This is a genomic window from Legionella genomosp. 1, from assembly GCF_900640215.1.
Lineage (GTDB): Bacteria > Pseudomonadota > Gammaproteobacteria > Legionellales > Legionellaceae > Legionella_C > Legionella_C quinlivanii_A.
In genome coordinates, this window is sequence record NZ_CAAAJH010000001.1 from 134753 (window position 1) to 149475 (window position 14723).

Genomic DNA, 14723 nt, shown 5'->3' on the forward strand with positions numbered 1-14723 from the left:
AGAAAAGACAAGTGTGGAAGAAGCTGCTGCGGAAATAAAATACCAATGTGATTTTATATATTCCACTTTGATTTTTTATTTACTTATCAATGGTTTTTTTATGATTATTTTAATTGATTTAATTGAAAACTATTGTAATTCATTTATTATCTTTGCTTTGGCTGAACGATTGATAATATTGTTTGACAATGCTGTTTAAATTTTTGGGACGCATTAATAGTTAAGGAGCGTGGAGTGAAGAGCATGCAAAAACCCATAAGAACGATGGTCAGTGCTGCTGTTGTGTCAATGATGGCTGTAAGTGCTGCTAATGCAGGGGCGTTTTCTCTGTATACTGAAAGTGCGGGATATGTAATTGGTAACTATGCTGCAGGAGCTGCTGCTGAAGCTGCAGATGCCTCAACAGGCTGGTATAACCCTGCCGGATTGGCCTTGTTACATAATCAACAGGTTGTAACGGGCGGTGTGGGCGTTTTCCCAAGCAGTAAATTATCTGGTACTTCTACTTTCAGATCGTTTTCAGGTCTTCCATTCCCCTCAAATCTCAATATCCAGACGTTCAATGATCTGCAGGGCGCGAAAAGTGCATTCGTACCTTCTTTCCATTACGCGCTGCCATTGACTGATCGAGCGACCTTCGGTTTGAGCATCGTATCTCCATTTGGTCTGTCTACCGAATGGGCTCGAAATGAGCCAATGCGCTATCAGGGAACATTCAGTGAATTGATTACCACCACTATTTCTCCTGAAATTGGCGGTATGATTACTGATAACTTCTCTCTAGGGGCCGGTATCGACCTGCAATATGCGCGAGTTAAATTTAACAGCGTTCTGGGGGTTCCGACAGTAGCCTTCGCAATTACTCGAAATTCGTTCGCACTGGATTCTCCTTCCTATAATAAAGGAAATTCGACCGGTGTTGGATTCCATGCTGGTGCGATGTATATGTTTAATGACAATCATTCGCGAATTGGTTTGAACTACCAGTCCAAAATGAACCACACATTTCATGGTTACAGCCGTTTAAGCGGACCACTGGCAACTCCAGGACTAAATCTGACAAACCCTCGCAGTGTGATCTTCGCTTGCAACACTTGCACGTTCACAAGCCATAACCTGTCAAGTAACAACCTGGATTTCCCTGAAATTGTTACCCTGAGTGGATACCATGATGTCAATGACAAGCTGGCATTATTAGGTTCGGTTGTTTATAGCGGATGGCATACAATCAGAACGATTGAACTAAGAAACGTTGCTGCGTTTTCTCAGGGCATCGGTCAGGTAAAAGCGAATTCAATATCCAACGAATACTATGACAATGCATGGCGTGCTGCTATTGGCGCGAACTACAAGTTCACTGACCAATGGATGCTGCGTGTGGGTGGTGGATACGACCAAACTCCAACTACTGATGCAAATCGTACTGTTCGTCTGCCTGATGCTGATCGCTGGGCGCTTTCAGTGGGCGGTCACTATCAATGGCGTTCTGACATTGGGTTTGATGCTGGCTGGACTCACTTGTTTGCTGCTGGCGATCCAACACTTAACAAGAATCAGACCACTTCAAGCTTTACTACCAATGTGAATGCCACAGCGAAAGTAAGAGCCGATCTGGTTGGGGTGCAAGCAACCTGGACAATGGACCAAGTAGCTCCTGTACCTACAAAATAATTAAGCTACACTCTAAGAAAGCCACCTCACAGGTGGCTTTCTTGTTGCAGGAAGTTACATAAGCTGAGCAGGTAGGGGACAGAAAAAAGCCTCTGTCATTTCCGCGCAGGCCTTGTCTTCCCCTTTACTCCAGATTAAGCCCCCTCGCCCGCGGAAGAAGTTTGAGCAAAATACTTTCTTTTTCGCGGGAGGGTTGGGGACACTGCCATTAAGTTAAGGACTTCTGTCATTCCCGCGAAAGGCGGGAATCCATTCCTCAATTGGCATTGTGGCTAGCTCAGAGATGGAATCCCCGCCTTTCGCGGGGATGACAGTTTAAACAATTGGAGCTTAACTTAATGGCAGTGTCCCAACCCTCCCGCTCTTACCAACTGGATTTTGCTCAAACTTCTTCCGCGGGCGAGGGGGCGTCAAGAAAAATATCAGGCCAATTGAAAGGGCGTTGTTGCATAAATGAAGCCGGCTTTCCAGGAATTGCTTCACTTCAAAGACGACAGTCTCACTCATCTCATCATTTTTGCTAAATCTTTGGCAAAATAAGAAATGATCATATCGGCGCCAGCTCTTTTAATCGCAATCAGGCTTTCCAGCATTGCCTGTTCTTCATTGATCAATCCCTGGCTTGCTGCGCATTTAAGCATGGAATATTCTCCGCTTACCTGGTAGGCACACAGGGGAACCGCGGGAATGGCCTGTTTTATCTTATAGATAATATCCAGATAATTCATTGCCGGTTTAACCATCAGCATGTCTGCGCCTTCTGCCAAATCAAGCTCAGCTTCTCGCAGCGACTCTTTGCTGTTGGCCGGATCCATTTGATAGGATTTACGATCGCCGAATTGCGGAGCACCTTGAGCGGCTTCCCGAAATGGACCATAAAAGCTGGAGCAATATTTTACCGCATAGCTCAATATCGCTTTATCCTGAAACCCGGCGGCGTCGAGTGCGTTTCTGATTGCCATCACCATACCATCCATCATCCCGCTCGGTGCTATCCAGTCAGCTCCCGCCTGCGCATGACTAACGGCCTGTTGCGCCAGAAGCTCAAGCGTCCGGTCATTATCGACAATGCTATCTCTCAGCACACCGCAATGGCCATGATCAGTGTATTCGCAGAAACACAGGTCAGTAATAATGAGCATTTCGGGATTAGTCTGGCGGATAATCTGTATGGCTTTTTGAATAATTCCCTCAGGTTGCCATGATGAACTGCCTCGCTCATCCTTATGGGCAGGCAAACCAAATAGCAATACCGCCGGAATACCCAAAGATGAGATCTCTTCAATTTCTTTGGCCAGCGCATTAAGCGGCAGTTGGTATTGACCGGGCATGCTGGGAATTTCACGCGCTGCATTTAGTGTTTCACTGATAAATAAGGGATAAATAAACTGTTCAATGTTTAGTCGAGTTTCCCTTAAAAGTGCTCGGCTTGCCGGGGTTTGTCGCATACGTCTCAATCGCAACGGCAGATTATAAGCCATAGTCATTTACTCCTTTTGATGAGTGTATAAAAGATCGATACCGCTTCCTGTAGTGCTTGCATCAACCTGTATACTAAAAAATTTGTTCAGCAGATATTTCAGGGTCAGCACATTGCTGTCTGCCTGGGAAAGACCAACGTTATAACTAAGATACAGCCGCTTGGAAATCGCTTTACCTACCACGAGCGAGGTTGTGTCATTGACCTGATTGGTTTGTTTATTATAAGTACTGTTATTGGCTAAATTAAAATCGACACCCAGTTTCTGTTTTAACTGATTCACCAGTTGAAGGCCATTGCTTCCTGAATCCAGATTCATAGAGGTGATGGCAGTTAAAAGCAATTGCCCGCCCGATTTATTAGCCTGACTGGCAGGGCGGCCAAGCAATAGCATCGACAAAATGTCCGCTTGCGAAAGCGTTGCAGGATTTGAAAATAATTTGACCTGCGGCGAGAGCAGCCGCCCGCTCACTTCAATGCCCACCGTAAGCTTATTGCCAAAATCGAGGGTTTGTATATTGCTGGGATTAAAATCAAATAATTGATCAGAACCTGCAAACGTTGCGGTAGTGTTGGAAAATTTTCTAACCGCTCTGATATTTAAGCCCGGGTTATCTATTAGGCCACCGGTAAATAGAAGTTCGCCCTGTTCAATAGTTAAATCCTGTCCATAAGCCTGATATTTACCATTAGTAATGGTTAACTCTCCACCCGCATTTAAAGGTCCATCCGGCAATTGCCTGAGATTGATTGAACCCCGTAAAAATCCATTTAAGCCTTTAACGGCTAACTCGACTTCGTCCCCCATTTCGACATTGACATTCGCATCAATATGCAGGGGATTATCAGCCGGTTTTTTGTCTTTGAAAACTACATCGCTGCTTAAGGTGACGGTATTATTAAAAGACTGCGGCTTCAGTGAGGCTTTGGGAATAACGAGCCGCCCATTTAAGGCCAGTGAGGAGGGGGTAAATACAAATTTTAAATGGGGGGATAAATAAATGACATATTCCGCGGTGTTCATCACCAGCAGATTCTCGCCATCTAAAGACAACTGGCCTTTAATCTCGGGGAAGAAATCGCCGTTACCTGCGATCTTAAGCGGCTTTTCACCGGCATAGAGGTTACCGGTTACCAGCCAGTGGTTATCCTGGCTCTTTAGTTTGATATCAACAGGGCTTAGCGTTAAACCATTTCGTTTAGCAACCAGGCTTCCATTTTTCAGATCAATGATCCCACTCAAATCTGGTTTGCCAATGCTTCCTTTGATATCCAGATTAGCCAAAAGCTGGCCGCTGGTTCGGGAAATTTCAGGGCTCATATTGGCAAGGAAATCCAGAGAGTTAATTACCAGACGAACGGAACCTTTGATCGCTTGCTGGTTGATATCCGTTTGGAGGAAATTAAATTTTGGCAAATCGATAGCAAGGCGAATCGATTTGTCCGAATCAATATTAAAGTCTCCGCTTGTTCTTAGCCCGCTTTTCGCCAGATTCGCTTCAAATTTCCCGCCTTTAAAGACAAGCAACTCCTTCTCGGGGATTTGGTAACTGCCCTGGGCAATCTCGACTAGCAGTTTGCCTTTATGTTCTGTCTCAAAGTTTCCCTTTGCAGTGATCCGGGTTTTTAAGCCGGCCAGTGAGGGATGTAATAGCACCGGTTCGTTTAACGACGCATTCAGTTGCCAGGGCTTACTGGGAAAATGTTTTATGAGAATCTGATTATTTCCCAGATTAATTTGTGCTGATTGAGTTTGTTCCTGTGATTTAATAACTGCTTTTAACGCCTGCTGATAGTAGAGAGCATTGATTTGGCCGTTTAATAGTAAATTCTCTAAATTTTCGCCAGAAAATTTCAGATTCGTCTGTAATTCTTTAAGAGGGGAATCAGGTAAAAAATGTTCGGAAAAACTGGCATTCAGTGATCCCTGTAATCCTGGTTTTCCATTCAGAGAATAGAGGGTTTGCAAATGCAGTTTGCCCTCTCGAGAGTTAAAGTCCGTTGTACTGCTAATTTTGTCCTGATTTGCAATGGCATTAAGCGTCAATTGCCCCTTAAGCGGTTGCGTAAATTGCGCCTGCATTTGCAGGAGCAGATTGGAAAGCTTGCCTGTTATATGTAACTGGCCTTTAGCAATTTCCAGTTCGGGTTTTTCAAGAGGCCATTTTAAATCAGCCCATTGAAACAGGGCATTGACCTCTGAAAAATGCTCGATGGTTCCATGTCCGCTCAATGAACCTGGCTGATTAAGCTTTCCTCTCCAGCTATACAGAGATTGATCACCTGCAAACAGAAGCTCACCCTTGACAGCTTCTGGTGAAATAGAATTCAGACTCAAACGAGCCGCTGCCTGATAGGGAGGCTTGGTTTGCATCCAGGCTTGCAATCCAAGCTGCTGCTGTTGATAACCTAAATGCAGCTCATCGAGTAGCCACAAGTCTTTTTTAAGCTGCACACGCAGTTTCAATCCATCTACTTGATGGATTTCATTGTTTAGTGAAACCATTAAGCGTTGAACTGTGAGTTTATTGATGAGCAGCTCCACAGGGAGGGAGGGTAAGCTAAAGCCCGCGTGTTCAGACGACGGATTTTGACAGTTCACTGGCTGGCTGCAAGGTACTTGCTTATAATCCAGCCCTTCAACTTGCATAGAGCGAACATTAATACGCCGATGCAGCACATCCTTAAGCCGCCAGTGTAATTGAAATCCCGTCAGATTAATCTCCTGGCTCTTATCGGTATAATGGAGCTTGTCAATATGAATACGACCTGCGGCTTCGCCTTTTAAACCTTCAAACTCTAAGGTTCCAGGAGCAAAATGGCTTGCCGTTTTTACAAGAAGATATAATCCAGGAGTTGTGGTAAGCAGGAAAAGCAGAAGGCTGCTCAATATCACCAGGATCCAGAGAGTGCTATAAAATAGTTTTCTGAAAATTAGTCTGAATATCATAAATCCGGCCCCATATTGATTACCAGACGAGGCTTTTTATCCTTTCGATTAAAATGTCCGTCAATAGCCTGAGCCACTCCAATCTTAATCGGGCCAACCGGGGAAACCCACATCAAACCAATCCCCACATCGTTTTGCCAGTCTTTAGAGCTGGGTTTATACACATCGCCCGTATCAAAAAATCCGGTTAAATACCAATGTTCAAACGTTTCTTTCTGAATTTCCAGGCCGCCGTAAGACATAATTTTACCGGGACCGATGGAATTATAGGTATAGGCTTTTAAATTATCCGCCCCCCCGAGCAGCATGGAGAGAGACAAGGGTAATTCGTTGATATCATCAATCAAAGTGACTCCCTGAATAGTATGGAAGTAAAAGCGCGTACGCATTTTTTCAATGGTTACAGCGGCTTTGGCATCCAGAGAGGTCTGTGCAAAACTAATTTCTGACAAAGCCAGTTGACTGGCTCCCAGAACATTAACTGTCACATTATAACCTGTTGGCGAAAACAGCTGATCTTTTTTATTCATCCAGCTCAGGCTTGCCTTAGGATAGAGAATCAATTTTTCAAACTTGGGGGTGTCATCATAGCTGTAGCGCTCATAAAGACCATTAAGAGACAAAACTCTCTGGAAATGGCTAAGTGTATGCCTTTGGGCTAAAGATACCTGAGCGGAATTACTATAGCCTGCACTGTAATTGAGATTGGCGACACTGCCGAAAATGTCGTATTCATCAATGAGCGGTTTCTGACCGGGAATAATGTACTGCGCCTGCAGGCGGTTCTCATTGACTGAACCCATTGCAATCGCATTAAACTTGTGGCCGGATGAATTGACCGGAGTGACATGATAGCCCAGGCGTCCGCGAACACCCGTATCGGTACCAAAGCCGAGCCCCACTGAATAATTGACTCGCGGAGCTGGCTGAAGATGAACATTGACAGGAATCACTTGTCCATTTTCATTTAAAACGGGTTTGACGATCACATTGCTAAAGTAGCCGCTTCCGGACAGTGCGTTATTTAAAGCGAGTATTTGCTCTGTGGAATAAGATTGCCCTTGGCTGAAAGGAATATATCGACGCAATACTTCTGGAGAAATACAGCTTGGACTGAATTGGACCTGGCCAAAATAGTATTGCGGCCCGGTATTAAAAATCAATTGAATATCCGCAGTATTCTGTTCATTGTCTACCAGCACTTCTGCTTTATCAAAGGAGGCATGCAGATAACCCTGATTCTCGGCGGCGTTCATCAGAGCTAGTTTGGCTTTTTCATAGTGTTCACTAATAAATGGTTTGCCCGTTTCAAGCCCCAGTTTTTTCAGACTGCGATTAATCAGGTAATTATTATTTCCTTCACCGATGACACTAATGGAAACCCTGGAAATTAACAAGCGCGGCCCAGGGTTTACTTTGATTTGCAAATTATTTTTTCTGCGCGTAATCGAAATCTGAGGACTGAAATAGCCGTAAGGAGAAACCGCCTGAGCAATTTGAGTAGTTAATTCCTCATCGGTTTGAAATTCAAGTGACTTATTTTCCGAAATTTCCTGCAGTCGTGATTGAATATTGGCCAATACTTTACCTTTAACACCTGAGATCACAAAGTGCTCGGCATTTTCTGCTGCCATCAAAAGCGGCAGCGACAGGAAAAGTAATAGAAGCCTTTTATTCATAATGGAACTGTATCATGGATTAACCCTTTCCTCTGAGGAGAGGGCATAATCATCTTTTAATTGATAAATCAGCTCCAAAGCCTGTTTCGCGGTCAGATTATCCGGTTCAATTCGCGATAGCCTGTTTAAAATAGAATGCACATATTCAGGCATTGGCGCTGGTTTACTGATTTCAGTGAACACTGATGGAGGTGTTGCCTGCTGAATTTCATGCAAATGCATTTTAGCGAGTGCCAACACTTCAGCAGGTAGTCCCGCCAACTGAGCAACCTCCAATCCATAACTTCGATCAGTACAACCATCCTCAATGTTATAGAGGAACACAATTTTTCCTTCGATTAGTTTTACCTGCAAATGCTTATTAATAATACAGGGATATTGATCAGGCAGGCTGGTTAATTCAAAATAGTGCGTCGAGAAAAGGGTAAAAGCCTTAATAGTATGGGCCAAATGAACACAGACGGCATAAGCAAGCGCCATTCCGTCATAAGTACTGGTACCGCGGCCAATTTCATCAATCAGAACCAGGCTGTTCGCTGTTGCCTGTCTCAGAATATGGGCAGTCTCCGTCATCTCGACCATGAAAGTTGAGCGTCCTGAAGCCAAGTCATCACTGGCGCCAATTCGAGTAAAAATTTTATCAATCAGGCTTAAATGAACTCGAGCTGCCGGTACATAGCTCCCAATATGGGCGAGTAGTACAATCAACGCGGTTTGCCGCATATAAGTGGATTTACCTCCCATGTTCGGGCCGGTAATCAGCAGCATATTCTTTTGCGGCTCAAGGGTCAGATCATTGGCGATAAATTGCTCCTGGCGGATGAGTTCAATCACTGGATGACGTCCCGCAACAATGTGAATGCCTTGTTGATCGATAAACCCAGGGCAAGTCCAGTTATAGAGGATAGCTCGATCAGCGAGATTAACCAGAACATCCAACTGACTAATCGCATCAGCGAACTGGCTTAAGGGTTTAATATGATCGAGCAGGAGTGCCAGAAGATTCTCATACAGCCATTTTTCTCTGGCCAAGGCTTTAACCTGTGCGGAAAGTACTTTTTCTTCAAAGGCTTTCAACTCAGGGGTGATATACCGTTCCACTCCCTTTAGAGTTTGCTTTCTTTGATAGTAATCCGGGGCTTTATCCGATTGATTTCTGGACAATTCAATATAATATCCCTGGACGCGATTATAGCCGAATTTTAATGTGGATAAGCCGGTTCGTTGTTTTTCCGCCAACTCAAACTCGTTTAACTTTCCATTTGCGTTTTCACTCAAAGCCCTTAATTCATCAAGCTCATCATCAAATCCAGGGGCAATCACCCCGCCGTCTCGAATCAGCATGGGGGGATTATCAATAATGGCCTGCATTAACAGGTTTAACAGCTCCGCTTGCGGCGTCAATCCCTGGGCAATCCGCTGAAGCAGGGTAGAGGTATTATTTTGTAAATTGCGGGCAAATTCAGGTAGAAGGCTCAGGCTTTGTCTCAGGTGGACTAAATCGCGAGGTCTGGCCGAGCCTAGGGCTATTCGAGATACAATACGCTCTACATCGCAAATTTGCCTAAGTAGTGACTGAAGCGAGGTAATCTGCTGTTTTTCGCTTAATTCACGGATACTGTCCTGTCTTTGGGTAATTGTAGAGAGATTTCTTAAAGGTCGGCCCAGCCATCTTTTCAGAAGACGGCTTCCCATCGGATTAACTGTGTGATCCAGCACGGCCAATAAACTGTTCTCCCGGCTTCCCTGATAATTTTCAAAAAGCTCCAGATGTTTTTGGGTCGCAGCATCCACATGTAAATAATCTTCATTATTTTCCAGAGTGATTTGTTTTAAATGAGGCAGTGCCTGACGTTGAGTTGTTTTGAGATAACTCAAGAGGCAACCGGCTGCAACCAAAGCCAATTGGTAATTTTTTTCGCCAAAAGCATGAAGACTGGCGACTTCAAACTGTTCAGCAAAGAGCTCTTTAGCTTTATTTAAATCAAAGTCCCAGTGCGGTCGGGGTTTAACGCAGCAATGAGCGGGCAATGAAAGCGAAGCCGATTCCTGTAGCAAATGTTCAGCGGCTTGCAGGCGGCTAACCGCAGCATACAGCTGCTCGTCATCCTCTGCTTCCAGCAAATGAAAGCGTCCGCCACTTAAGTCAACCCAGGCAAGCCCATAGCGCTTTGCCTTTTCGTATATAGCCAGGAGCAGATTGTCGGATTTGGCATCCAGCAGTGCTTCATCGGTTAAAGTGCCTGGCGTAATGATCCGCGTTACCTGACGTTCAACTGGACCTTTGCTTGTTGCCGGATCGCCAGTCTGTTCGCAAATGGCAACCGATTCGCCTTTCTTCACCAGACGTGCCAGATAATTTTCTACAGCATGATAGGGTACGCCGGCCATTGGAATTGGCTTATCCGCCGATTGCCCGCGATGGGTCAGAGTGAGATCGAGCAACTGGGCCGCTCGTCTGGCATCGTCAAAAAATAATTCGTAAAAATCACCCATGCGGTAGAACAACAGCATGTCAGGATAATCAGCTTTAATGCGTAAATACTGCTGCATCATTGGAGTGTGTGTTACAGACATGAGCAAAATTCAACAGAAATAAAACTCCCGATTTTAGCAAACTGGCAGAGCCAAGTCAGTATTTAAGTGTATAAACAAAGTTAAGCCCGTTATCCTTCCTGATCCTGATCCCAATAATCCGGATAAAAATTTCCAGGTTTTCGATCAATGGGTGGAAATTTTACCCACCGATCAGGTCGTTCCAGTAAAGGTAACCTACAATCCTTTAACGGGAAGACAGGAGCCGCCGGTTTAAGGATAAAGCAATGAATGGAGTTACCAGGCCGGCAACCCGGCAAATGGATAATTATGGCTCTGATGTACAGGACGCATTCAAAAAAGCAGAAGATCAGTTTTTTGCTTCTGGAAAGCCTTACCGGAAGGATGAGGTGATTAATCTGATTTCCAATACCGGGTACTTTAAAGTGGATATTTATGAATATACGCCTGTAGATATTCATTATGTGGTGTTCTTTTTTAACAAGAAAAATTATGAGGCAACCGGAAAAGCAGAAGTGTTTGAGTGTCATGGAACGATTGCCCGCAGTTATATTGAGTGGCACCGAAATCTTCCCAATATCAGTAATTTTCCCATTGATAATGACCGGCGCATGAAAACCGATGCCGACTCTGTTATCTCAATTCAAAGTGAGTCCGCTCTGATTTGGGACAGTCGTACCAATGGTGTAACTCAGAGAAAATACGCATCCCATATTCCCGGAAACGAAAATCGGCTGGTCGCTTTTACAGAAGAATATGCAATTTCCAATAATGATATTCTTTTCAAAAACTGGAAGGCAGCGACTTTGCAATCCATTTCTTCCCGAAGTGTGGGCAAGCCCTCGCAGATTCTTCTTCATGAAACAGCCGGCATGGAAATGGACAGTACTGCGGTCTTCAATGTGCCCGCTCATTTCTGCGTGGCCAATGTCAAGGACAATAAAGGAACGATTTATCAGATGGCGGATATTGCCGCCAATGTACCGCATGGGGAAATCACCAATAGCCGAGCCATTGGAATTGAGTTTGTGAATGCGCCGTTTGATATCTGGAAGCAAGTGAAAGACCCCGTTACCGGACAGGCAAGAGATGAGTTGCCAAGAACGCGTTCCAATTTTGGTCTGAAGGACAGTGTAAAAGGCATCTACGTTGAGAGTAATAAAATCCCTATTCGTGATCCGGTGATTAGTAAGAATGTGCAATTCATTCCGCTTGAGTTTTCAGATTCAACGGCCAGTGAATTTTTCGAGTTAAAAATTCCTGAGGCCAGTTTAATTAATAAAAGTGCTTTGCAAACTCATCAGATTAATGGACGAAACATTCTTACTGTTAATGATGGTATGGCGTCCATTAAATATTGCAAGCCTGTTAAATTTGAAAATCTGCGGCATTTAATTATTTTACTGAGTGATAACAGCCTGATTAAAGACGCTTTGCCTGAAAATTTGGGGATATGGAAATCCATTCATGCCGCGAATGGCAAGCTGTTTTATTTTTATCAGCGCATGTTTTCCGAGGCCACTACAACTTCTGTTGTCGCCGGAAAAACAATTAAAAAAATTACCATGAATTTTCCAATCAACCTGACAAATCCGGCGATTTTTTCCCACGGGCATATTGGACATCATGCGGATGGATTTTTGCAGGGAATTTATCTTTATTTAAGAATGTTTGAAAGCTTAAATGCTCAACGAAGCTTACAGGCCATGATTTATTTTCTAACCTCGGAAAAGACGGATGCAGAAAAAAATCCTCTTGAGTTGACGGAAGTAATGACAGTGACTCGTACGTCCGAGCTGGTGAATGGAAGTGAGCGGAATATTGAAGTTAAATTTACTCCTGCGGCAAGTCCGGCAACCATTCGCATCACCAATTTTCTTGAAATCGATCTTCAGGGGGTGGATAGAAAATATCCAGTTAATAATTCCAATTAATCAATAGATTGATGATTTCAGGTTTTTGGTCTAAAGTTAACAGGGAATTGAGTTAACTCCTTCACTTAAGATAAATTTTTGTTAAACTAGAGGTGGGATTGACTTTGAATTTAAACCAGGGAGAATAAAATGAGAAGAATGGTTCTGTTAGTTTTAGCAGCTTGTACTGCATTAGTGTTATCTGCTTGCGGTGACAACGCTGAGAAAAAGGTAGAGTCTACTACTACTGTTGAGCAACAAGGCACTGATCAAAACAATGATGGTAAAGCAGATCAAGGTTCTGCAACCACTACAACGACTACTGAAACAACTAAAACTAACGACAATTAATAATTTCAAAGCCCCTGAAAAGGGGCTTTTTTTATTTGTGACCTATGGAAGCACTACTCTATCAATTAAAAGAACTTTTTTTAGCAAAAGGCCATTCTATTGCTACTGCAGAGTCCTGTACTGGAGGGCTAGTCGCCAGCGAACTCACGGAAATTCCTGGCAGTTCGCAGTGGTTTGAGCGGGGTTTTGTTTGCTACAGTAATCTTTCCAAGCAAGAGATGCTGGGTGTTGATGCCCTGCTTATTGAGCAATATGGGGCTGTTAGTCAACAGGTCGCCGAAGCCATGGCGCTGGGCGCTTTGCAACATAGCAAGGCAAGCATTTCTCTTTCAATTACCGGTATTGCCGGACCCGAGGGAGGAAGTATTGAAAAACCTGTTGGTACAGTCTGGTTTGGATATGCATCCCGAACCCGGAATATTGTGCGTACCGAACATTGTCATTTCAGCAACTGTTCCCGACATCAGATACGAACGCGCGCCTGCAGAAAAGCCCTGGCAGGAATTCTGACGTTGCTTTCTACTCAATAAACTGTCTTTATCAGCCTGATAATTACGCTCAGGCTCATAAAAATTTTGCTGCCTATCCATATCTATGTGATAATTTGCGCTTTGCATACTTTGGATAATACGATGGATAACAACAAGCAAAAAGCACTAAGTGCTGCTCTGGCACAAATAGAAAGACAATTTGGGAAAGGTTCAGTCATGCGCATGGGAGATAACCCTGCCGAGCGCGATATCGAGGCGATCTCAACCGGCTCTCTGGGATTGGACATTGCCTTAGGCATTGGCGGTTTGCCCAAGGGGCGAATCGTAGAAATCTATGGACCTGAATCCTCTGGTAAAACCACATTAACTCTGCAGGTTATCGCTGAATGCCAGAAAGCGGGGGGAACTGCAGCATTTGTGGACGCGGAACATGCTCTGGATCCTGGTTATGCGGCTAAGCTCGGCGTCAATGTAGATGATCTGCTGGTTTCGCAGCCGGATACTGGTGAGCAGGCACTTGAAATTACGGATATGCTGGTTCGCTCAGCTGCAGTGGATGTTATTGTGGTGGATTCTGTCGCTGCCTTAACTCCCAAAGCAGAAATTGAAGGGGAAATGGGTGATACTCATGTGGGTTTGCAGGCTCGACTGATGTCGCAGGCTTTGCGTAAATTAACAGCCAATATCAAGCGCTCTAATACGCTGGTGATTTTTATCAATCAGATCCGTATGAAAATTGGAGTGATGTTTGGTAATCCTGAAACAACCACAGGCGGTAATGCGCTCAAGTTTTATGCCTCAGTTCGTTTGGACATTCGCCGTACTGGCTCCATTAAAAAAGGCGAAGAGGTATTGGGTAGCGAAACCCGTGTTAAAGTGGTTAAAAACAAGGTCGCGCCGCCATTTAGAACCACTGATTTTGATATTCTTTATAATGAAGGGATTTCCCGCGAGAGTGAGATTATTAATCTGGGAACCCAGCTGGGACTGATTGAAAAAGCAGGCGCCTGGTATAGTTACAAGCAGGAAAAAATTGGACAAGGGAAAGATAATGTCCGGGTTTATCTAAAAGAACATCCTGAAGTAGCAGTAGAGCTGGAGCGGTTAATTCGCGCCGAGTTGCTGGAGAAAAAAATGCCGGCGGCGGTGATGGAAGAAGATATAGAGATGATGGATGAGTAAAGCCTTTGACAGTGCTCTTCGCTTGCTGGCCAGGCGAGAGCACGGGGCAAATGAATTGGCTCAAAAATTGGCTCACAAGGGATTTGAAAGGCTTGATATTGAAAATGCTGTGGACAAATGCCAGCAGCTTAATTATCAAAGTGATGAACGGTTCATTGCTTCATTCTGTCGTCAGCGCATCGGGCAAGGATATGGTCCGCAGCGAATTATACAGGAACTGCAGCTCAAAGGTCTGGCAAAAGATCTTATACTGGAAATAATCAATGAGCAGAATCTGTCCTGGGAAACTCTCGCCAGGGAAGTGATACAAAAGAAATTCAGGCAAATAGAGGAGCAGGATTTTGTTGCTCGGCAGAAACAACAGCGTTTTTTGCAAAATCGTGGTTTTTCTTTTGAGATAATTAATAAACTATTTAAACAATAGATCGGAGACTATGAGATTGAGTTACT

At 44.2% G+C, this 14723-nt stretch carries 10 protein-coding genes; 6 read left to right on the plus strand and 4 right to left on the minus strand.

Annotated features, from left to right (window positions below; translation table 11 throughout):
* Nucleotides 1-234 precede the first annotated feature (234 nt).
* Entirely contained in the window at nucleotides 235-1671 is a 1437-nt protein-coding gene (locus E1O89_RS00580) for an OmpP1/FadL family transporter (protein ID WP_165483021.1), read from the plus strand.
* A 503-nt stretch (nucleotides 1672-2174) separates the two neighbouring features.
* On the opposite strand, the gene hemB is transcribed toward E1O89_RS00580, so the two are convergent.
* The 4 genes from hemB to mutS are packed head-to-tail and all read right to left on the minus strand — an operon-like array spanning nucleotide 2175 to nucleotide 10357.
* Entirely contained in the window at nucleotides 2175-3152 is a 978-nt protein-coding gene (hemB, locus tag E1O89_RS00585) for a porphobilinogen synthase (RefSeq protein ID WP_410054747.1), read from the minus strand.
* A 6-nt stretch (nucleotides 3153-3158) separates the two neighbouring features.
* The gene (locus E1O89_RS00590) at nucleotides 3159-6101 is read right to left on the minus strand and encodes a translocation/assembly module TamB domain-containing protein (protein ID WP_133138478.1); all 2943 of its coding nucleotides are present in this window, start codon (nucleotides 6099-6101) and stop codon (nucleotides 3159-3161) included.
* The gene (locus E1O89_RS00595) at nucleotides 6098-7780 is read right to left on the minus strand and encodes an autotransporter assembly complex protein TamA (RefSeq protein ID WP_133138479.1); all 1683 of its coding nucleotides are present in this window, start codon (nucleotides 7778-7780) and stop codon (nucleotides 6098-6100) included. Before E1O89_RS00595 ends, E1O89_RS00590 begins: the two co-directional genes overlap by 4 nt.
* A 12-nt stretch (nucleotides 7781-7792) precedes the next feature.
* Nucleotides 7793-10357, minus strand: a complete 2565-nt coding sequence (mutS, locus tag E1O89_RS00600; protein ID WP_133138480.1) for a DNA mismatch repair protein MutS — start codon at nucleotides 10355-10357, stop codon at nucleotides 7793-7795.
* Nucleotides 10358-10602: 245 nt separating this feature from the next.
* On the opposite strand from mutS, the gene E1O89_RS00605 reads away from it, so the two are divergent.
* From E1O89_RS00605 to recX, 5 genes are all read left to right on the plus strand, one after another.
* Nucleotides 10603-12270 (plus strand): N-acetylmuramoyl-L-alanine amidase, encoded by a 1668-nt coding sequence (locus E1O89_RS00605; protein ID WP_133138481.1) that lies wholly within the window; start codon nucleotides 10603-10605, stop codon nucleotides 12268-12270.
* Nucleotides 12271-12399: 129 nt separating this feature from the next.
* Nucleotides 12400-12600: a hypothetical protein gene (locus E1O89_RS00610; protein ID WP_112219836.1), complete on the plus strand. Its 201-nt coding sequence runs from the start codon at nucleotides 12400-12402 to the stop codon at nucleotides 12598-12600.
* 44 nt (nucleotides 12601-12644) lie between these two features.
* A complete protein-coding gene (locus E1O89_RS00615; protein ID WP_133138482.1) occupies nucleotides 12645-13130 on the plus strand; it encodes a CinA family protein in 486 nt (161 codons plus the stop codon).
* Nucleotides 13131-13232: 102 nt separating this feature from the next.
* On the plus strand, nucleotides 13233-14273 hold the full coding sequence (recA, locus tag E1O89_RS00620) for a recombinase RecA (RefSeq protein ID WP_133138483.1): 1041 nt from the start codon (nucleotides 13233-13235) through the stop codon (nucleotides 14271-14273).
* On the plus strand, nucleotides 14266-14697 hold the full coding sequence (recX, locus tag E1O89_RS00625) for a recombination regulator RecX (protein WP_112219839.1): 432 nt from the start codon (nucleotides 14266-14268) through the stop codon (nucleotides 14695-14697). The genes recA and recX overlap by 8 nt, the downstream gene beginning before the upstream one ends.
* Nucleotides 14698-14723: the final 26 nt, after the last annotated feature.